The following is an 18,768-nucleotide window of genomic DNA, read 5'->3' as shown; positions in this document are numbered from 1 at the left end:
TTTGCTCGCGCGCGTTGCCCAAGTGATGCCGACTGATGTTGGTCATCGGGTCCTGAGATGCGGGATAATGGCCTGGAAGCAATGTGTTCGATGCCGGTGTCGCGGGTCCCTCTCTGGATCGCGCGTGCCCTCGCGGGCCGTCGGCCTTGACGATGAGCTGGTTTCAGGAAGGGGAACGAGCATGGCGGCCATGAAGCCGCGGACGGGCGATGGTCCGCTCGAGGTGACCAAGGAGGGGCGGGGCATCGTCATGCGCGTTCCGCTCGAAGGCGGCGGACGGCTCGTCGTCGAGCTGACCCCCGACGAGGCGGACGCCCTCGGCGACGCCCTCAAGAAGGTTGTCGGCTGACGCGCAAGCGACCATACCCTTTCACTGCCCCGGCATCGCATTCCGATGCCGGGGCGGCTGATTTTCCGGGCCGCCACACTATTTTTCCGGTTCCCCCGGCGGTTTTCCGGGGGACTTCTCACCACTCTCAAGAGGCAGCGCGGTCCTTATCGTTTGACCGCGCACAGCAGGCCGTCACCCACAGGGAGCAGTGACGGCACCAGTTCCTGACTCTCGCGCACCGCGCGCAGCAGTTCCCGGATCCTTATGACCTCAGTGGGCTGCGGGCCCGAGTCCACGGTGCGGCCATTGGCGAAGACGCCCTCGAAGACGACCAGCCCGCCGGGCCGCAGCAGCCGCAACGATTCAGCGAGGTAGTCGAGGAACTCCAGGCGGTCGCCGTCGCAGAAGACCAGGTCATAGCCCGCGTCCGCGAGCCGGGGCAGCACGTCCAGCGCGCGGCCGGGGATGAAGCGGGCCCGGTTGCTGGCGAAGCCGCAGGCGCGGAACGCCTGCCGCGCGAACTGCTGGTGCTCCGGCTCCGGGTCCACGGTCGTCAGGACGCCGTCCGGCCGCATGCCGTGCAGCAGGTGGATGCCGGAGACACCGGTCCCGGTACCGATCTCCGCGACCGCCTTCGCGTCCACGGAGGCGGCGAGCAACCGCAGCGCGGCGCCCGTGCCGGGCGTCACCGAGCGCAGCCCTGCCTCGCGGGCCCGGTCCCGGGCCCAGTGCAGTGCTTCGTCCTCGGCGACATAGGCGTCGGCGAACGCCCAGCTCGTCTGCCGGTTGCCGGTAATGACCCTCTCCTGTCCCCGTGGTTGCCTCGGCGTGACTGTATCCGTTGGCGTCGGGAACCCGCAGATGGGACCGGGCGTTTAGAAGGGTGGGAGAGACGACCGGGGAGACACAGTTGGATCACGACGACGGGCGGGACGCCGAGCAAGTCCTGACGCAGCCGTATGAGCCGTGTCAGCCCAGATCAAATTCTCGTAAAACCGCTTATCCGGAGCTAACGGGCGAGGTGGCTATGGTAGGGGCTCCACTGGACACCACCAGAGCCGACAGGGGAGGTGCGGCTGCGCCTGTGGATCGGAGAGGAGCGCTGCGGCGCTTCCTCGGATCGGCGGGTAGGCCGAAATCCGTGAACAACACCGCTGCTGACCACAGCCACGCCGCTGACCAGGCCCAGACCGCGACCTTCTCCACCGACGCGGACGGGCAGGCGTGGACTCCGCCCACCTGGGAGGAGATCGTCAGCACGCACAGCGGACGGGTCTACCGGCTGGCGTACCGCCTCACCGGCAACCAGCACGACGCCGAGGACCTCACCCAGGAGGTCTTCGTCCGCGTCTTCCGCTCCCTGTCGACCTACACGCCGGGGACCTTCGAGGGCTGGCTGCACCGCATCACCACCAACCTGTTCCTGGACATGGTCCGCCGCAAGCAGCGCATCCGCTTCGACGCCCTCGGCGAGGACGCGGCCGAGCGACTGCCCAGCCGGGATCCCTCCCCCCAGCAGGTCTTCAACGACGCGCACTTCGACGCGGACATCCAGCAGGCCCTCGACACCCTCGCGCCCGAGTTCCGCGCCGCGGTCGTCCTGTGCGACATCGAGGGACTGTCCTACGAGGAGATCGCCGCGACCCTCGGCGTCAAGCTGGGCACGGTCCGCTCCCGTATCCACCGTGGCCGCTCCCAGCTGCGCAAGGCCCTGGCGCACCGTTCGCCGGAGGCCCGTGCCGAGCGCCGGTCCTTCGTGCCCCGTATCCCCGCGCTGGGGGGAGGGGGCGCGACCGCGTGAACGGATCACGGCCGAAACCGGGCGAGGGGCACCTCGCGGAGCAGCATCTGGGAGACCGACTCTCCGCCTTGGTGGACGGAGAGCTCGGTCATGACACGCGTGAGCGCGTCCTGGCCCATGTGGCCACCTGCCCGAAGTGCAAGGCGGAGGTCGACGCGCAGCGCCGGCTGAAGACCGTCTTCGCGGAGGTCGCCCCTCCCACCCCCTCCGAGAGCTTCCTGGCACGTCTCCAGGGGCTGCCCGGGGGAGGTGACCCGGACGGCGGTGGCTCGCCGCTCGACGGGGGAGGCTTCGACGGATTCTCCGGACAGCCCGGGGCCGGCGGGATCTTCGGAGTGAGACGCAGAGATACCTTCGAGTTCGGCTACGTCCCCGCCCGCGGGCACGGCTCCGTCCTCGCGCCCTCCTCCCCGGACCGCGGCTTCCCCATCCACGCCGCGGGGCGGGGCGACGCCGAGCGGTCGCGCGGGCTGCGGTTCGCCTTCGTCGCCGCCGGGGCGGTGTCGCTGGCCGCGATCGCGCTGGGCGGCATGACCGGCGGAGTGCCCACGGACCCCGAGGCGCGTGGCGGCTCCGGCGGGAGCAATGTGACCCCCGCGCGGACCCAGGGCACGGGTGCGGCGGCGGTGCCCGAGACGCTGCGCCGCCGCGCGGTCGGCCCCCTGGTCGCCCAGGGCGGCGCACAGAGCGCGCTCGGCGACACCCCGGTGGCCCCGACGGAGGTCTCCGCGCCCCTGCTGCCCGGTGTGCCCTTCCCGGGAGCCGGTCGGCACCACCCGGAAACCCTGCACGCGCTCACCGCACCCGTGGTGGCCGGCGCGGCCGCGATGTCCCCTCTGATACGTCCGCTCACCGCGCCCCCGCCGATCGCCCTGACCGCGTGGACTCCGACCCCGGCTCCCGAGGCCGAGATCCCCGGCCTGCTCGCCGCACCCGTCCCCGGCACCGCTCCGACGCCCTCGCCGTCCTCCGACCGGGCCCGCTGACCCGGCCAGTCCCACGCCGCCCGGGAACCTGGTTGAATCCAGGGTGAGCTGCGTCCATGACCCTGCGTCGGGCGCGCCGGGCAGATCATCTGTGGCCAACGCCGACGTGTGCCGTGCCACGGCCGGCTGTGGGGAGAGCATGAACGAGGACACCTCCGGCGAGGTGACGCCACGAAAGCCCTTCGGGGAGCGGGCCGGGAGCGCGGGCCAGGGCGATTACGAGCTGACCGAGCCTTCGGCGCGTCCTGGCTCCGACGCCGGGGAGGCCACCGGGGCGGGGGAGGGTGACGAGGGTGACTACGTCCTGAGCGAGCCTTCGGTGAGCAGCGGTGCCGGTGATGTGGCCGAGGCTGCTTCCTCGGCCGCGTCGACCGCTGACGTGATGCCTGCGCCGGCGGCGGTTGCCGAGCGGCCCAAGCCGTTGCACGACCCCGACCCCTACAGCACCCCGCCCTATGGCGAGCCCGGGCCCTGGGCGCCGGCGCCGCCGGTGCAGCATCCGGCGACCGCTTCGGTGCAGGCCGCTGCCGCGGAGGTCCCGCCCGCGCATCCGGCCGCTCCCGTGGATCTCGGCCGGCCACCCGGTGCCGGGGCGCCGGCGCCCGCTGTCGTCGATGTGTCCGCCCCGCCCCCCACGCCCGCTGTCGTCGACCCGGCCGCCCCGCAGGGTTCCGCTCCCACGGTTCCGGAACCCCCGGCAGTCCCGGGCGACCCTGCCGTCACCGCACCGTCCCCCGTTGTCACCGCACCGTCCCCCGTTGTCGCCGCGCCGGGCGACGTGCCCGGTCCGGTGCCGTCCGGGGAGGCACCGGGGGCGTCGGACAGCTCCGCCGATCCCTGGCGGCGTTACGACCCCTGGTCCGCCACGCCCCTCGCCGGGGCCGCCCTGCCCGGGGCCGCGCTCCAGCAGACCGGTGCGGCCGTGCCCCGTCAGGAGCAACGGCGTAGGCGGGGGAGGAGGATCCTCGTCGGTGGGGCCGTTGTGCTGGCGCTCGTTGCCGGTGGGCTCGGGGGCGTCGTGGGGGCGTACCTGGAGCGGAACGGCGGGGTCGGCAGCGTGGAGTTGCCGCAGGCCGCGGCCGAGCCGGCCGGCCGGGCCCCGGACAGTGTGGCCGGGATCGCGGCGCGGGCGCTGCCCAGCGTCGTGACCCTGCACGTCCGCGGCAGCGAGGAGCAGGGCACCGGAACCGGCTTCGTGCTGGACACCCGGGGTCACATCCTCACCAACAACCACGTCGTCGAGCCCGCCGGGGACAACGGCGAGATCACCGTCGTCTTCAACGGGGGCGAGACCGCGAGGGCCGAGGTCACCGGGCGGGACAGCGGGTACGACCTCGCCGTCGTGAGGGTGACCGGCGTGACGGGCCTCAAGCCCCTCCCGCTGGGCAACTCCGACAACGTCCAGGTCGGCGACCCGGTCGTCGCCATCGGCGCCCCCTTCGACCTGGAGGGCACCGTCACCTCCGGCATCATCAGCGCCAAGGAGCGGCCCATCACCGCGGGCGGCGAGACCGGTGACACCAGCGACGTGTCGTACGTCGACGCCCTGCAGACCGACGCCCCGATCAACCCCGGCAACTCCGGCGGCCCGCTGCTCGACTCGCGGGCCCGTGTCATCGGCATCAACTCCGCCATCCGCTCCGCCGACGACGGCTCGGACACGGCCGGCGGCCAGGCCGGCTCCATAGGACTCGGCTTCGCGATACCCGTCAACCAGGGCAAACGCGTCGCCGAGGAACTGATCAACACCGGCAGGGCGACCCACCCGGTCATCGGCGTCACCCTCGACATGGACTACACGGGCGACGGCGCCCGGATCAACACCAAGGGCCATGACGGTGGCCCGGCGGTCAACGCGGGCGGCCCCGGCGACCGGGCCGGCCTCAAGGCGCGCGACCTCATCACCGAGGTCGACGGCCAGCGCGTCCACTCCGGCGAGGAGCTCATCGTCAAGACCCGCGCCCACCGTCCCGGCGACCGCCTGGAGCTGACCATCGAACGCGACGGCAAGGAGAGGACGGTCTCGCTGGTGCTCGGCTCCGCCGGCAGCTGACCCGCGATTGACAGAAACGTCACAGGATGTGGCCGAAACAGGGCCCGACAAGGCAAACAACGCGAAAAACCGGTCGGCCGCCTTCACGTGGACAGCTCAGAACGGTACCGGTCGGACAGGTGCGACAGGTACCGTGGACCCGGCCCGGACATCGCAAGGAGCTTCAGGTGTTCAATGACATAGGACCGCTCGAGCTGATTACGCTCGTTGTCCTTGCCGTGCTCGTCTTCGGTCCGGACAAGCTCCCGAAGGTCATCCAGGACGTCACACGGACGATCCGCAAGATCCGCGAGTTCTCGGAGAGCGCGAAGCAGGACATCCGGAGCGAGCTCGGCCCGGAGTTCAAGGACTTCGAGTTCGAGGACCTCAACCCCAAGACGTTCATCCGCAAGCAGCTGGACAACGACGACCTGGGGCTCAAGGAGATCCGTAACGGGTTCGACCTGAAGAAGGAGATGGCCGAGGTCACGGACGCCGTCCACGGCCGCGAGTCGGAGTCCTCCTCGGGCTCCGCAGCCTCCTCATCCTCCTCGGGGTCCTCGAACGGCCGCGTCGACATGTCCAAGAAGCCGGAGGAGCCCGGCAAGGACGACCGCCCGCCCTTCGACGCGGACGCCACCTGACCGGCGTACCGGAGCCCCCGCTCGCACCGCACTTCATACCGCTGAGCCGCACGTCAGAGACGTGCGGCTCTTCGCGTACGTGACGCGTTTCATACGGCGTCCCGGCCGCGCGCGGCGGGAACGCGCTGCCGGAGCGACCCACGCGCCGGGCGGTTTCCCCGCAGCTCGGAGCGGGGTGGCTATGCTGCCGAGTTGTTGTGCGGACCGAAGGAGTACGCCCGAAGGGGGGCGGGCCGCTCTGGTCCGACGAGAGCGAGGAGGCGTCCGGGCAGATGGAGACGACAAGTCGGGCAGTCGCGCAGGCGCCGGCCGCGGAGGGCGGACAGCAGGTCCCCTCCGCCCGGCGCACGGTCGACGGCTACCTGCTGGCGCCCTTCCCGTGGTACGGCCTCGACGAGGCGTTCACCGGGCCGCGCTGGCTGATGCAGGTCGGGACGGCGGCCGACGGGGCCGTGGAACACGGTTCCATCGGACACGGTGACGAGCCCTCCGTACGCAACGAGTCGACGGCCGAGGACCGGGAGAGGTTCGCGGTCGTGGTGACCGTCGCGGCGAATCCGGTGCGGCGCAGTGCGGACGGTACGGGCCTGCTGGAGGCCACGTCGGTGTCCTCGGCGGCGTGGCTCGCGGGGGTGGGGCTGCTGTCCTTCACCTGGCCCGGGCAGATGGACCACAGCCTGCGGGACGACTGGCTGGAACAGCAGACGGAGACGGCGTGGGCGCTGGCGGACGATCTGTCCGGGGCGGAGTGGTCGACGCTGTCCCTGCCGGTGGACGGGACGCCGACGCCGTTTCACTACCGTGAGTCGGAGTTCGGGTGGGTGCTGGCGGGATCCACCGAGCAGGGGGTGCATGTGGGGGCGTACGGGAGAGGGATGAGCGCGTACGGGCTCGGCTTCGCCACGATCAAGGACATCGCCGGGTACGCATGAGGAAAGGGGCGCCGTTGGTTTCCGGCGCCCCTCGCCATCGGACTTCAGACAGATGTTGAGAAGCTCAGAACTTGTTCTTGGGTGTGATTCCCAAGGACAGTCCCGAAAGGCCCCGCTGGCGTCCCCCGAGCTTCCCCGCGATCGCGCGCAGGGCCGCGCCCGCCGGGCTGTCCGGGTCGGTGAGGACGACCGGCTTGCCCTCGTCGCCGCCCTCGCGGAGGCGGACGTCGATGGGGATGTTGCCGAGGACGGGGACGGTGGCGCCGGTGGTGCGGGTGAGGCCGTCGGCGACGACCTGGCCGCCGCCCGTGCCGAAGACGTCGACCATCTCGCCGCAGTGCGGGCAGGGCAGGCCGGACATGTTCTCGACGACGCCGACGATCTTCTGGTGGGTCTGCACGGCGATGGAGCCCGCCCGCTCGGCGACCTCGGCCGCCGCCTGCTGAGGCGTGGTGACGACCAGGATCTCGGCGTTCGGGACCAGCTGGGCCACGGAGATGGCGATGTCGCCGGTGCCGGGCGGGAGGTCGAGGAGGAGGACGTCCAGGTCGCCCCAGTACACGTCCGCCAGGAACTGCTGGAGGGCGCGGTGGAGCATCGGGCCGCGCCAGACGACCGGGGCGTTGCCCGGGGTGAACATGCCGATCGAGATGACCTTCACGCCGTTCGCGGACGGCGGCATGATCATGTTCTCGACCTGGGTGGGGCGGCCGTCCGCGCCCAGCATGCGGGGCACGGAGTGACCGTAGATGTCGGCGTCGACCACACCGACCTTCAGACCGTCCGCCGCCATCGCCGCCGCCAGGTTCACCGTCACCGACGACTTGCCGACGCCGCCCTTGCCGGAGGCGACCGCGTACACGCGGGTGAGGGAGCCGGGCTTGGCGAAGGGGACCTCGCGCTCGGTCTGGCCGCCGCGCAGGGCGGTCGCCAGCTCCTTGCGCTGCTCGTCGCTCATGACGTCGAGCGTGACGTCGACGCGGGTGACGCCCTCGACCCGCGACACCGCCTCCGTCACGCGCTGCGTGATGGTGTCGCGCATCGGGCAGCCGGAGACCGTCAGGTACACGGTGACCGCGACCGCTCCGTCCGCCCCGATGTCCACCGACTTGACCATCCCGAGCTCGGTGATGGGTCGGTTGATCTCGGGGTCGTTCACCGTCGCCAGTGCCTCGCGCACCGCGTCTTCCGTAGCCATAGGTCGATGGTACGGCGCCGTACCGGGGCGTAGGAAAGGCTGTCAGCGGTCGTCTGCGTCACGTCCGTGTGACCGTTCCGGCCGTTCCGCCGGGAATACGACATGGCCGTCCCGGCGCCCCTCCAGTTCCTTGACGAGGTCCTGCAACTCCGAGCGGATCCAGTCGCGCGTCGCGACCTCCCCGAGACCGATGCGCAGCGCGGCGATCTCCCGGGTCAGGTACTCGGTGTCCGCGATGGACCGCTCGTTCTGCTTGCGGTCCTGTTCGAGGTTGACGCGGTCGCGGTCGTCCTGCCGGTTCTGCGCGAGCAGGATCAGCGGGGCCGCGTAGGAGGCCTGGAGCGACAGCATCAGGGTCAGGAAGATGAACGGGTACTCGTCGAAGCGCAGGCCGTGCGGCGCGAAGATGTTCCACACCACCCACATGATGATGACGACCGTCATCCAGACGATGAACCGTCCGGTGCCCAGGAAGCGCGCGATGCGCTCCGACAGCCGGCCGAAGGCCTCCGGGTCGTACTCGGGCAGGATCCGGCGGCGCGGGGGGCGCGGCTGGTCCAGACGGGGGCGCGTCCGGGTGGTCGCCGTGGCGCCCGCCGGGGTCCGCTCGCGGGTGCTCTCACGCTCCGGTGTCATCGGTCACACCCCCCTCGTCCAGGTGGAACTCCGTTTCCCGCCAGTCCTCCGGCAGCATGTGGTCCAGCACATCGTCGACGGTCACCGCCCCCAGCAGTGACCCGGTCTCGTCGACCACGGGCGCCGCGACCATGTCGTACGTCGCGAAGAACCCGGCGACCACGGGCAGCGCCGCGTCCGGCGCCAGGGGTTGCAGGTCGTCGTCGAGGATCGAGCTGACCAGGGTGTACGGCGGGTCGCGCAGCAGGCGCTGGAAGTGGACCGTGCCGAGGTACTTGCCGGTGGGGGTGTCGTCGGGCGGCCGGCAGACGTAGACCTGGGCGGCGAGAGCGGGGGACAGGTCGGAGTTGCGCACCCGGGCGAGGGCGTCGGCGACGGTCGAGTCGGGCCGCAGCACGATCGGCTCGGTGGTCATCAGGCCGCCCGCCGTGTGCTCCTCGTACGACAGCAGGCGCCGCATGTCGGCCGCGTCGCTGGGCTGCATCAGGTTCAGCAGCCGCTCCTGCTCCTCCGTCGGCAGCTCGGAGAGCAGGTCGGCCGCGTCGTCCGGGTCCATGGCCTCCAGGACGTCGGCGGCGCGCTCCTCCTTCAACTTGCCGAGAATCTCGATCTGGTCGTCCTCCGGGAGCTCCTCCAGGACGTCGGCGAGGCGGTCGTCGTCGAGGGCGGCGGCGACCTCGGCCCGGCGCTTGGGTGAGAGGTGGTGCAGCATGTTGGCGAGGTCGGCGGGGCGCAGCTGCTCGAAGGTGGCGAGCAGGCTTTCGGCGCCCTGCCCGTGCTCCTCCAGGGAGAAGCCGGTGACGGCGGACCACTCGACGGTCAGCGTCTCGCCCCTGCTGCGCCGGAACGCGCCGCCCTTGCGGCCCTTGCGCACGAAGACCCGGTCGATCTCCCACTCCCGCCGCGCCGGCAGCTGCTGCACCGACAGGTCGAGGACGGTGACCTCCACACCGGCCTCGACGAGCGTGACCCGGCGGTCGAGGAGGTCGCCGAAGACGAGCCGTTCGGTGGGCCGCTGTTCGAAGCGGCGCACGTTGAGCACCCCGGTGGTGATGACCTGTCCGGACTCGATGCTCGTCACCCGGGTCATGGGCAGGAAAATGCGGCGCCGCGTGGCGAGTTCGACGACCAGGCCGAGCATCCTCGGCGGTCGCCTCCCGACGCGCAGCACGACGACCAGATCGCGTACGCGCCCCACCTGGTCGCCGTTCGGATCGAAGACGGCGACACCGGAGAGGTGCGAGACGAAGATCCGGGGGGCGCCGGCTGCCATGGCTGAGCTTCCTTTTCGTACCGCGTGGAAGTGGTTGGGTCCCTTTTCCGTATTGCCTGCTCGAATGGGCTTCAGGCTAGCCCGTCCCGATCCGGAACGCCCTGGTGGGCGGTCCGGACGGTCTGGCTCCGTCGAGGGCGACCGACCCCGGTACGCTGCCGTACGCCGTTCAGGACACCTCCGCAGAAAGGCAGCCCCACCTGTGACTGCGATTCCCCCGGGCCGTACCCGCAGGGCCGCCCTGGTGAGCGCGATGTGCGCACTGGTCGTGACGGGAACGGGCCTGACGGGGTGCAGCGAGGATCCGGACGCCGGGACCAACGGGGTGGGCAAGCTGCCCGCCGCGCAGATCCAGTCGAAGACCCGGGCCGCCGCGGACGCCGCTCCGGCGGTGCGCCTGTCCGGAAGCGTCGTCACCAGCGGGCGCACGTACACGCTCGACATGCGCCTGAAGGCCGACGGCGGCAGCGGCTCGGTCACCTCGCAGGGCGCCGAGTTCCATCTGTTGCGCATCGGCGAGGAGCTGTACCTCAAGGCGAGCGCGGAGTTCTGGAAGCACGAGGACGGCGCGAAGGACGGCGGCGGGGACGGCAAGGGCGGCGGCTCGGACACGGCGGCCGCCGACAAGCTGGGCGGCAAGTACGTGAAGGTGCCGCAGGGCGACCCCTCGTACAAGAGGTTCAGCGGTTTCACGGACAAGGACGTCCTCCTCGACAGTCTGCTGACGCTGCACGGCACGCTCGGGACGGAGGGCCACCGGGAGGAGGCGGGCGTCCGCACCATCCGCATCACCGGGGACGAGGGCTCCGGCGGCACGCTGGACGTCTCCCTGGAGGGCACGCCGTATCCCCTGCGCCTGGTGCGGGCCGGGGGCGCGGGCACCCTGACCTTCTCGGCCTGGGGCAAGGACTTCGCCCTGACCGAGCCGGGGAAGGACGAGACGGTCGACTACGGCAAGCAACTGCCCACGTCGTGAGGTTCTATCCCCGCTTGCGCCGCTTCATCAGCAGACGCGGCAGCCCCGCGGGGACCTCCCGGCGCGTCGTCGCGGGCGTGGGCACCGGGACCGCGGCGAGCGAACCGTCGGGCAACGGCACTGTCCCGCCCGTGGGTTCCAGACGCAGCACCCGGCACTCGCGTGCCCAACGCTGCGTCATGGCCTCGCCGTCGGGCGCGTTGAGGCGCTTGCCCTTGAGTTCGCCGACGGCGGCCTCCCAGGCCTCCGAGCCCGGTGCGAGCTGCACGACCCGCGCCGTCCAGGACACCAGCCGGCCGCCCTTGTCCTTGCTGCGGACCGTCACCTCGGCCTCGGCCCCGTCGGCAAGGCCCGGCAACGGCTGCTCCCCGGGCCCGTCGCCGACCAGGCAGGCGGCGCCCTCGTGCCACACGTGCCACAGCGCACGCGCGGCCGGGGCCCCGGCACCCTTGACCCAGACGAGACCGGACTTCTTGGTGGCTTCCTCGACGAGGGCCTGGTCGAGCAGCTCAGGTGTCATGGGCCCAGCCTAACCAGGCGTGCTCACAGCCAGCCGTTGCGCTTCAGGGTGCGGTGGATGCCCAGGCAGATGACGCCGGTGATCATCATGATCACCGGGTAGCTGTACCGCCAGTGCGTCTCCGGCATGTAGTCGAAGTTCATGCCGTACACCCCGCACACCATCGTCGGTACGGCGATGATGGCGGCCCAGGACGTGATCTTGCGCATGTCCTCGTTCTGCGCCACGGACGCCTGCGCGAGGTTGGCCTGGAGGATGGAGTTGAGGAGCTCGTCGAAGCCGACGACCTGCTCCTGGACGCGCGCGAGGTGGTCGGCGACGTCCCGGAAGTACTTCTGGATGTCCGGGTCGATCAGCCGCATCGGACGCTCGCTCAGCAGCTGCATGGGCCGCAGCAGCGGCGACACCGCCCGCTTGAACTCCAGGACCTCGCGCTTGAGTTGGTAGATCCGCCCGGCGTCCGTGCCGCGCGGGGTGCCCTTGCGGCCCGGCGAGAACACCTCCGTCTCCACCTCGTCGATGTCGTCCTGCACCGCGTCGGCCACCGCGATGTACCCGTCGACGACGTGGTCGGCGATGGCGTGCAGCACGGCCGAGGGGCCCTTGGCGAGCAGCTCGGGGTCGTCCTGCAGCCGGTGGCGCAGCGCGCGCAGCGAGCCCTGGCCGCCGTGCCGGACGGTGATGAAGAAGTCCCGGCCGGTGAAGCACATGACCTCGCCGGTCTCGACGACCTCGCTGTTCGCGTCGAGCTGGTCGTGCTCGACGTAGTGGATGGTCTTGAACACCGTGAACAGCGAGTCGTCGTAGCGCTCCAGCTTGGGGCGCTGGTGCGCCTGCACGGCGTCCTCCACGGCCAGCGGGTGCAGTCCGAACTCACCGGCGATCCCGGCGAATTCGGCCTCGGTCGGCTCGTGCAGCCCGATCCACACGAAGCCGCCGTCGCGGCGCACCTGACGCATCGCCTCGTGCGGGGTGAGCGGCGGGTCGGTGTAGACGCGGGCGCCGTCGCGGTAGACGGCGCAGTCGACGACCGCCGACGGCGTTCCGGGCGCGCGTGTGGCGTCGTAGACGCCGGTGTCCTTGCGCAGGGAGATACGGGACGGACGGACCACGGCGCGCAGGTCGCGGATCATCGACATCGCTGGCTCCTTCGTACGGGCAACGAAAGGCCGCCGGGGAACGGGTGGAACTGCCCGGAATGGGGACGTCCTGGAACGCGGATGTTTGGCACGTCCACAAAGCGGGGAGCACCGCACCGTCGCGGTGGCGAGCTTCGTCACTGCTGCAGATCAGACAGATCAGATAGATCAGGCAAAGCGAAACGAAGTGCTCTTCCGCGCGAAGACACGAGCGTGAAAGGCGGCGGTCAGCCGGAGCAGCTGCATCAGTGGCCGGAAGAGCGGGTGGTACTGCCAGGTCGACTTCGATCCATGACAACCCCACCTCCTCCGGCCGGTCCCTCGTAAGGGAGTCTCAGCGGCGTCGGGACTGATGGCGACGCTTCTGCGTGCTGCCCCGAACCACCGGGCAAGAGTATCAGCCGACAGAAGTGTCAAGGTGTTGCTTTGCCCGCTACTGGCAAGTTCTATGCTCGCGGCATGGCTGATGTTCTTCCTCTGGTCGAAGCCCGTTTGCGCACCGCGCTGGGCGAACCGGACGCGCGCGCCGCGGTCACCTTCCTCGGCACCGATCGCATCGAGGTGCTGCGCTTCCAGGAGGACTCCAGGGAAGGCGCGGTCGTCCGCTACGCCACGCTCGGCATGTCCGCGCACCCCATGTCGGACCCCACCGCGATGCTCGCCGACCCGGTCAAGGGCCCCCGCGCCGAGCTGGTCCTCTCCGTCCGCGCGGGCCTCGCCGACACCGGCAAGGTGCTCCGCCCGCTCGCGGTCCTCGCCGCGTCCCCGCAGGTCGAGGGTGTGATCGTGGCCCCGGGCGCCTCCCTCGACGTGGGGGAGCCGCTGTGGCCCGGCGCCCCGTTCACCTCGGTGCTGGTCGCCGAGCCCGGCGGCCTGGTGGAGGACCTGGAGCTCGACGAGCCCCTCGACCCCGTACGGTTCCTGCCGCTGCTGCCGATGACCCCGAACGAGGCCGCCTGGAAGCGGGTGCACGGTGCCCAGGCCCTCCAGGAACGCTGGCTGACGAACGGGACGGACCTGAGGGATCCCTCCCGCAGGTCCGTCCCGCTCGACTGACGCCGCACCGACGCCGGGTGAGCAAGGTCACCAAGCGGTGGCCGTAAAGCGTCAGTTGGCGAAGACCGCCACCCCGTCCTCGGTCGCGTGCCGCTCCTGGAGCTCCTCGGCCATGGGGGTCCCCCCGCTCGAGCCAAGCCGAGAGTGGGGGAGGGTGAGGGCCTTGCGCCGTACGACGACCACGAGCGCGCCCACGACGGCGGTGACCGCCGCGACCACGAACGGGATGTGGATGTCGGTCCACTCCTCGATCTTCGGGGCGAAGTAGGGGGCGGCCGCCGCGGCGAACCAGCGCACGAAGTTGTAGCCGGCGCTCGCCACGGGCCGCGGCGCGTCGGAGACCCCGAGGGCCAGCTCGGTGTAGACGGTGTTGTTCACGCCGATGAAGGCGCCGGACAGGATCGTGCAGACGACGGCCGTCGTGTGGTCGCCGTATCCGAGGACGAGCACGTCCGCGGCGAGCAGGACCAGTGAGCCGCCGAGGACCTTCAGCGAGCCGAACCGCCGCTGCAGGCGCGGCGCGACGACCACCGAGAAGACGGCGAGCAGCACTCCCCAGGCGAAGAACACCGCACCGGACTTGTACGGGGTCATGTTCAGTACGAACGGCGTGAAGGCCAGCACGGTGAAGAACGTGTAGTTGTAGAAGAACGCCGAGACCGCCGCGGACGCGAGGCCGCCGTGGCCGAGTGCCCTGACCGGGTCGAGCAGCGAGGTCTTGCGGGCCGGCTTCGGCTGCTCCTTCAGGAACGCCGTGATGCACAGGAAGCCGACCGCCATCAGGAACGCGGTGCCGAAGAACGGGTAGCGCCAACTGGCGTCCCCGAGCAGGGCGCCCACCAGGGGGCCGCAGGCCATGCCGAGTCCGAGGGCGGACTCGTAGAGCAGGATCGCCGTCGCGCTTCCGCCGGCCGCCGCGCCGACGATCACCGCGAGGGCGGTGGAGACGAAGAGGGCGTTGCCGAGTCCCCAGCCGGCCCGGAAACCGACGAGTTCGGCGACGGAGCCCGACGTGCCGGCGAGACCGGCGAAGACCACGACGAGGGCGAGGCCGAGCAGCAGGGTCCCGCGGCCGCCGATGCGGCTGGAGACGAAGCCGGTGACCAGCATCGCGATCGCGGTGATCAGGAAGTACGAGGTGAAGAGCAGGGAGACCTGGCTGGCCGTGGCGTTCAGGCCCTGGGCGATGGACGGCAGGATCGGGTCGACGAGTCCGATGCCCATGAAGGCGACGACGGACGCGCCGGCCGTCGCCCAGACGGCCTTGGGCTGCCGCAGGAGACTGCCGGTCCGGGCGTCGGTTCCTTGGTCTAGGGGGTCCATTGCTTCTCCCGTCCCGAAGTAGTTGGTATCTACACACAATAAGTTAGTCCGGCTAAATAATGCAAGCTACAGCTAGTTTTCGCTGGTGAAACCAGTTCCCTCCGGACGGGTGATCGTCCTTGACGTGAGCGTGCCGGGGTAGGACCGTGGGGCCCTATGAGGGGCGAACCCAGTTGCCCGAAGTGTGGTGGCCGGGTCAGGGCTCCCGGACTCTTCGCCGATTCCTGGCAGTGCGATGTGCACGGGACGGTGCATCCGCTGCAGCCCGTGATCCCGCCCAGCGTCGAGGCCCTCAGTGTGGTGGTGCATCGCACGCAGGTGCCCATCTGGATGCCGTGGCCGCTCCCGGTCGGCTGGCTGTTCACCGGGGTCGCCTACGCCGGCGACGACCGCAGCGGCGGCCGCGCCAGCGCCGTGGCCTGCTCGGGGCCCGGACCGCTCGGCGGAATGGGCGAGTTGATCCTGGTCGCCGAGGAACTCGGCGTCGGCCTCGGCGCGCGCTACGCGGGCATAGAGGGGCCGGACCCGGGGCCGTACATGAACGTCGAGAAGCCGCCCCAGGCCAAGGTGCTGGCCGCGGGGCGCCCCACGCCGCTGTGGCATGTCGCCGGTTCACCGGACGACCGCGCGGTGTTCGCGGGGGAGGCGCGCGGGCTGTGGCTGTGGGCGGTCGTGTGGCCGGAGCAGTCCGGGTTGCTGATGTACGACGAGCTGGTGCTGACGGATCTGCGGGACGCGGGGGCAGAGTTGGAGCTGGTGCCGTGCGGGGCGTTGTCGCCGCGCTTGCTCAAGCCGTGAAGCGCCGGGTGAGTGGAGGGGGTTTGTCGTCCGCGGGCCGTGGGGGGTGAGCGCGCGGTTCCCCTCACCCCTGGGTGGGTTGTGTAGGGGGTGCTCGGTGGGTGCGGCTGTGACGGGGAGCCCGTAAGTCCGGTTATCCTTGAGCGTCCCCCGCGTCCCGTCGTCGTCTGGAGTCTGTGTCGTGCGTATTGATCTGCACTGTCACTCCACGGCTTCCGACGGTACGGACACCCCCGCTGAGCTGGTGCGGAACGCTGCCGCGGCCGGGCTGGACGTTGTCGCGCTGACCGACCACGACACGACCCGGGGATACGCGGAGGCGATCGCCGCGCTGCCGGCGGGGCTGACGCTGGTCACGGGGGCCGAGCTGTCGTGCCGGTTCGACGGCATCAGCATGCACATGCTGGCGTACCTCTTCGACCCCGAGGAGCCCGCCCTGCTCGCCGAGCGTGAGCTGGTCCGGGACGACCGGGTGCCGCGGGCGCGGGGCATGGTGGCCAAGCTGCGGGAATTGGGCGTACCGGTCACCTGGGAGCAGGTGGCGCGGATCGCCGGGGACGGTTCGGTCGGGCGCCCGCATGTCGCGACCGCGCTCGTCGAGCTCGGGGTCGTATCGAGCGTGAGCGACGCCTTCACCCCTGACTGGCTGGCCGACGGCGGCCGGGCCTACGTCGCGAAACACGAGACCGACCCCTTCGAGGCGATCCGGCTGGTCAAGGGCGCCGGCGGAGTCACGGTGTTCGCGCACCCGGCAGCGGCGAAGCGGGGGCTCACGGTGCCGGACTCGGCGATCGCCGAGATGGCGGCCGCCGGTCTCGACGGCATCGAGGTCGACCACATGGACCACGACGCGGACGCGCGGGCGCGGCTGCGGGGGCTGGCCAAGGAGCTGGGGCTGCTGACGACCGGGTCCAGCGACTACCACGGCAGCCGCAAGACGTGCGTGCTCGGCGAGTACACGACGGACCCCGAGGTGTACGGGGAGATCACGCGGCGGGCGTTCGGGGCGTTCCCCGTGCCGGGGGCCGGCGGAGTCTGAGGATCACCTCCGCGCGTCCACCTCTCACCCCTTTCCCACAAGGTCTTTGCACTGATGTTCGACGTTGCCGTTTTCGGCTCCCTCTTCCTCACCCTCTTCGTCATCATGGATCCCCCCGGGATCACTCCGATCTTCCTCGCGCTGACCGCCGGACGCCCCGGCAAGGTGCAGAAGCGGATGGCCTTCCAGGCCGTCTGTGTCGCGGGCGGCGTGATCACCGTCTTCGGGTTGCTCGGTCACCAGATCCTCGACTACCTGCACGTCTCCGTGCCCGCGCTGATGATCGCGGGCGGACTGCTGCTCCTGCTGATCGCGCTCGACCTGCTCACCGGCAAGACGGACGAGCCGAAGCAGACCAAGGACGTCAACGTGGCGCTCGTACCGCTGGGCATGCCGCTGCTGGCGGGGCCCGGTGCGATCGTGTCGGTCATCCTCGCCGTGCAGAAGGCCGACAGTGCCGCCATGCAGGTGTCGGTATGGGTGGCGATCCTCGCGATCCATGTCGTGCTGTGGCTGGTGATGCGGTACTCGCTGCTGATCATCCGGGTCATCAAGGACGGCGGCGTGGTCCTGGTGACACGGCTCGCGGGCATGATGCTCTCCGCGATCGCCGTGCAGCAGATCATCAACGGGGTCACCCAGGTGGTCCGGGGCGCATGAGCGGAGCCCCCGTACGGCGTCGGTGCCGTACGGGGGCTCTGAACGTCTGTCGTGAGGGATGCGCGCGTTATGAGGCCGAGGTCTCGGCCGGGCGGATCCAGAGGCGCTGCCCAATGGCGGCGGCCTGCTGCACGATCCGGTTGACGGAGGCGGCGTCCACGACGGTGCTGTCCACGGGCGTACCGTCGACGTCGTCGAGTCGCATGATTTCGAAGCGCATGGGCTTCTCCCTTCGTCTGGTGATCCTCCTGCGGAGAACTGCTGAGGAACGGCTTGCTGCTGTGTCCTGTAGTAGTCAACGGGTTGCGTGTTACAAACATTCCCTACGCTAAGGAAATTTTTCGAACGTCTAATTACCGACCGGTAAGTGATGATGAGGAGACTGACCGGGACCGGTTGTGTTCGCAGCGTGACCGCCGGGACAATAGAGGTGATGAACGACGACCTGGCGGCCCTCACCGCCCGCATCGACCGCACGAACGAGCTGCTCCAGCGCATGCTCGCCGAGGTGGCCAAGACGCCCTCGACCCACGCGATCTTCGTCGACGCGGGATACCTCTACGCGGCCGCGGGCCGACTCGTCGCCGGGACCGAGGACCGCCGCGCCTTCGACCTGGACGCCGAGGGCCTGATCGAGGCCCTGATCGACCGGGCACGCAGCATCTTCGCGGACAGCCGACTGCTGCGGGTCTACTGGTACGACGGGGCGAGACGCCGCATCCACACGGCGGAACAGCAGACCATCGCCGAACTCCCCGACGTCAAGGTCCGGCTCGGCAACCTCAACGCCAACAACCAGCAGAAGGGCGTCGACTCCCTGATCCGCACGGACCTGGAGTCCCTCGCCCGGCACCGAGCCATCAGCGACGCGGCCCTCCTCGGCGGCGACGAGGACCTGGTCTCGGCGGTGGAGGCGGCGCAGGGCTACGGCGCCCGGGTCCACCTCTGGGGCATCGAGGCACCCGAGGGCCGCAACCAGGCGGAGCCCCTGCTCTGGGAGGTCGACAGCCAGCGCACCCTCGACCTCGACTTCTTCAAGCCGTACGTGTCACGGCGCACCGCCCCCGCCTACGAGGCGTCCGGGGCGACCCGGCCCACCCGCGAGGACGTGCGCTTCGTGGGCGCGCAGATCGCCGCGAAGTGGCTGTCGGCACGCGGCAGGCAGTCGCTGGTGGAACTGCTGCCCGGCCACCCCTACCTCCCTGGCTCCGTGGACCAGGACCTGCTCGTCGAGGCGGAGGGCATCCTCCAGTACTCGCTGCGCGGCCAGGCGGACCTGCGGCGCGCGCTGCGGGACGGGTTCTGGGAGCACCTGCGGACGCAGTACTAGTAGGGCTTGGTCAGGTTCGTATGGGGGTGGGTATGTCGCGGTGGCAGGTGGGGCAGGCACCGGTCCAGAGGGCGAGGAGTGTCTGTAGCTCGCG

The 18,768-nt window shown here is 70.6% G+C and carries 20 protein-coding genes; 12 read left to right on the top strand and 8 right to left on the bottom strand.

The genetic code is table 11. The features are described from left to right. Positions 1–181: 181 nt before the first annotated feature. A complete protein-coding gene (locus tag IG99_RS45665; protein ID WP_003966491.1) occupies positions 182–349 on the top strand; it encodes a DUF3117 domain-containing protein in 168 nt (55 codons plus the stop codon). 146 nt (positions 350–495) lie between these two features. On the opposite strand, the gene IG99_RS21085 is transcribed toward IG99_RS45665, so the two are convergent. Continuing rightward, positions 496–1,194, bottom strand: a complete 699-nt coding sequence (locus IG99_RS21085; RefSeq protein WP_078947815.1) for an O-methyltransferase — start codon at positions 1,192–1,194, stop codon at positions 496–498. Positions 1,195–1,358: 164 nt separating this feature from the next. Between IG99_RS21085 and sigE the strand changes: the two genes are divergently transcribed. The 5 genes from sigE (at position 1,359) to IG99_RS21060 (ending at position 6,726) form a co-directional block, all read left to right on the top strand. Continuing rightward, a complete protein-coding gene (gene sigE / locus IG99_RS21080) occupies positions 1,359–2,132 on the top strand; it encodes an RNA polymerase sigma factor SigE (protein WP_199815574.1) in 774 nt (257 codons plus the stop codon). Next, positions 2,129–3,118: an anti-sigma factor family protein gene (locus IG99_RS21075; protein WP_037676259.1), complete on the top strand. Its 990-nt coding sequence runs from the start codon at positions 2,129–2,131 to the stop codon at positions 3,116–3,118. Before sigE ends, IG99_RS21075 begins: the two co-directional genes overlap by 4 nt. Before the next feature lie 139 nt (positions 3,119–3,257). Then, positions 3,258–5,171, top strand: a complete 1,914-nt coding sequence (locus IG99_RS21070; RefSeq protein WP_078947825.1) for a S1C family serine protease — start codon at positions 3,258–3,260, stop codon at positions 5,169–5,171. Between the two features lie 167 nt (positions 5,172–5,338). Next, positions 5,339–5,794 carry a sec-independent translocase gene (locus tag IG99_RS21065; RefSeq protein ID WP_037676257.1) on the top strand — a complete coding sequence of 152 codons (456 nt, stop codon included), beginning with the start codon at positions 5,339–5,341 and terminating at the stop codon, positions 5,792–5,794. Between the two features lie 272 nt (positions 5,795–6,066). Continuing rightward, complete coding sequence (locus IG99_RS21060; protein ID WP_037676255.1) at positions 6,067–6,726, top strand: hypothetical protein; 660 nt, start codon at positions 6,067–6,069, stop codon at positions 6,724–6,726. 64 nt (positions 6,727–6,790) lie between these two features. Here the strand turns inward: IG99_RS21060 and IG99_RS21055 are convergent, their stop codons facing one another. From IG99_RS21055 to IG99_RS21045, 3 genes are read right to left on the bottom strand one after another with little or no spacing between them, the layout of a single operon-like run. Next, positions 6,791–7,924 (bottom strand): Mrp/NBP35 family ATP-binding protein, encoded by a 1,134-nt coding sequence (locus tag IG99_RS21055; protein WP_037676253.1) that lies wholly within the window; start codon positions 7,922–7,924, stop codon positions 6,791–6,793. A gap of 42 nt (positions 7,925–7,966) precedes the next feature. Next, positions 7,967–8,560, bottom strand: coding sequence for a DUF1003 domain-containing protein (locus tag IG99_RS21050; RefSeq protein ID WP_037676251.1), 594 nt, complete (start codon positions 8,558–8,560; stop codon positions 7,967–7,969). Continuing rightward, entirely contained in the window at positions 8,544–9,833 is a 1,290-nt protein-coding gene (locus tag IG99_RS21045) for a magnesium transporter MgtE N-terminal domain-containing protein (protein WP_037676250.1), read from the bottom strand. Before IG99_RS21045 ends, IG99_RS21050 begins: the two co-directional genes overlap by 17 nt. A 202-nt stretch (positions 9,834–10,035) precedes the next feature. On the opposite strand from IG99_RS21045, the gene IG99_RS21040 reads away from it, so the two are divergent. Beyond that, complete coding sequence (locus IG99_RS21040) at positions 10,036–10,809, top strand: hypothetical protein (protein WP_037676249.1); 774 nt, start codon at positions 10,036–10,038, stop codon at positions 10,807–10,809. 4 nt (positions 10,810–10,813) lie between these two features. Here IG99_RS21040 and IG99_RS21035 read toward each other — a convergent pair whose 3' ends face one another. Both IG99_RS21035 and IG99_RS21030 read right to left on the bottom strand, forming a co-directional pair. Then, on the bottom strand, positions 10,814–11,329 hold the full coding sequence (locus IG99_RS21035) for a hypothetical protein (RefSeq protein ID WP_037676246.1): 516 nt from the start codon (positions 11,327–11,329) through the stop codon (positions 10,814–10,816). A gap of 23 nt (positions 11,330–11,352) precedes the next feature. Beyond that, the gene (locus tag IG99_RS21030; protein ID WP_037676245.1) at positions 11,353–12,468 is read right to left on the bottom strand and encodes a magnesium and cobalt transport protein CorA; all 1,116 of its coding nucleotides are present in this window, start codon (positions 12,466–12,468) and stop codon (positions 11,353–11,355) included. 459 nt (positions 12,469–12,927) lie between these two features. Between IG99_RS21030 and IG99_RS21025 the strand changes: the two genes are divergently transcribed. Next, on the top strand, positions 12,928–13,524 hold the full coding sequence (locus IG99_RS21025) for a suppressor of fused domain protein (RefSeq protein ID WP_037676244.1): 597 nt from the start codon (positions 12,928–12,930) through the stop codon (positions 13,522–13,524). 51 nt (positions 13,525–13,575) lie between these two features. Here the strand turns inward: IG99_RS21025 and IG99_RS21020 are convergent, their stop codons facing one another. After that, positions 13,576–14,847, bottom strand: coding sequence for an MFS transporter (locus IG99_RS21020; RefSeq protein WP_037676241.1), 1,272 nt, complete (start codon positions 14,845–14,847; stop codon positions 13,576–13,578). Between the two features lie 156 nt (positions 14,848–15,003). Here IG99_RS21020 and IG99_RS21015 point away from each other — a divergent pair, with 156 nt between their 5' ends. The 3 genes from IG99_RS21015 to IG99_RS21005 all read left to right on the top strand — a co-directional run bounded on the left by IG99_RS21015 (position 15,004) and on the right by IG99_RS21005 (position 17,344). Next, complete coding sequence (locus IG99_RS21015; RefSeq protein WP_037676239.1) at positions 15,004–15,645, top strand: DUF6758 family protein; 642 nt, start codon at positions 15,004–15,006, stop codon at positions 15,643–15,645. Between the two features lie 181 nt (positions 15,646–15,826). Continuing rightward, positions 15,827–16,684, top strand: a complete 858-nt coding sequence (locus IG99_RS21010) for a PHP domain-containing protein (protein ID WP_037676237.1) — start codon at positions 15,827–15,829, stop codon at positions 16,682–16,684. Positions 16,685–16,738: 54 nt separating this feature from the next. After that, the gene (locus IG99_RS21005) at positions 16,739–17,344 is read left to right on the top strand and encodes a MarC family protein (RefSeq protein ID WP_037676234.1); all 606 of its coding nucleotides are present in this window, start codon (positions 16,739–16,741) and stop codon (positions 17,342–17,344) included. A 67-nt stretch (positions 17,345–17,411) separates the two neighbouring features. Here the strand turns inward: IG99_RS21005 and IG99_RS47720 are convergent, their stop codons facing one another. After that, positions 17,412–17,564 (bottom strand): hypothetical protein, encoded by a 153-nt coding sequence (locus tag IG99_RS47720; protein WP_107055985.1) that lies wholly within the window; start codon positions 17,562–17,564, stop codon positions 17,412–17,414. Between the two features lie 213 nt (positions 17,565–17,777). Between IG99_RS47720 and IG99_RS21000 the strand changes: the two genes are divergently transcribed. After that, a complete protein-coding gene (locus tag IG99_RS21000; RefSeq protein WP_037676232.1) occupies positions 17,778–18,674 on the top strand; it encodes an NYN domain-containing protein in 897 nt (298 codons plus the stop codon). Positions 18,675–18,768 lie beyond the last annotated feature (94 nt).

This window comes from Streptomyces griseus subsp. griseus (assembly GCF_000720255.1).
GTDB lineage: Bacteria > Actinomycetota > Actinomycetes > Streptomycetales > Streptomycetaceae > Streptomyces > Streptomyces griseus_I.
This window is presented reverse-complemented; position numbering and strand designations above follow the sequence as displayed.

Excerpts from the sequence above, each read along its gene's own strand:
- IG99_RS21055 (WP_037676253.1), bottom strand. The coding sequence starts at position 7,924 with ATGGCTACGGAAGACGCGGTGCGCGAGGCACTGGCGACGGTGAACGAC.
- sigE (WP_199815574.1), top strand. The coding sequence starts at position 1,359 with ATGGTAGGGGCTCCACTGGACACCACCAGAGCCGACAGGGGAGGTGCG.
- IG99_RS21045 (WP_037676250.1), bottom strand. The coding sequence starts at position 9,833 with ATGGCAGCCGGCGCCCCCCGGATCTTCGTCTCGCACCTCTCCGGTGTC.
- IG99_RS21020 (WP_037676241.1), bottom strand. The coding sequence starts at position 14,847 with ATGGACCCCCTAGACCAAGGAACCGACGCCCGGACCGGCAGTCTCCTG.
- IG99_RS21070 (WP_078947825.1), top strand. The coding sequence starts at position 3,258 with ATGAACGAGGACACCTCCGGCGAGGTGACGCCACGAAAGCCCTTCGGG.
- IG99_RS21005 (WP_037676234.1), top strand. The coding sequence starts at position 16,739 with ATGTTCGACGTTGCCGTTTTCGGCTCCCTCTTCCTCACCCTCTTCGTC.
- IG99_RS21000 (WP_037676232.1), top strand. The coding sequence starts at position 17,778 with ATGAACGACGACCTGGCGGCCCTCACCGCCCGCATCGACCGCACGAAC.
- IG99_RS21060 (WP_037676255.1), top strand. The coding sequence starts at position 6,067 with ATGGAGACGACAAGTCGGGCAGTCGCGCAGGCGCCGGCCGCGGAGGGC.
- IG99_RS21050 (WP_037676251.1), bottom strand. The coding sequence starts at position 8,560 with ATGACACCGGAGCGTGAGAGCACCCGCGAGCGGACCCCGGCGGGCGCC.
- IG99_RS21035 (WP_037676246.1), bottom strand. The coding sequence starts at position 11,329 with ATGACACCTGAGCTGCTCGACCAGGCCCTCGTCGAGGAAGCCACCAAG.
- IG99_RS21025 (WP_037676244.1), top strand. The coding sequence starts at position 12,928 with ATGGCTGATGTTCTTCCTCTGGTCGAAGCCCGTTTGCGCACCGCGCTG.
- IG99_RS47720 (WP_107055985.1), bottom strand. The coding sequence starts at position 17,564 with ATGCGCTTCGAAATCATGCGACTCGACGACGTCGACGGTACGCCCGTG.
- IG99_RS21015 (WP_037676239.1), top strand. The coding sequence starts at position 15,004 with ATGAGGGGCGAACCCAGTTGCCCGAAGTGTGGTGGCCGGGTCAGGGCT.
- IG99_RS45665 (WP_003966491.1), top strand. The coding sequence starts at position 182 with ATGGCGGCCATGAAGCCGCGGACGGGCGATGGTCCGCTCGAGGTGACC.
- IG99_RS21030 (WP_037676245.1), bottom strand. The coding sequence starts at position 12,468 with ATGTCGATGATCCGCGACCTGCGCGCCGTGGTCCGTCCGTCCCGTATC.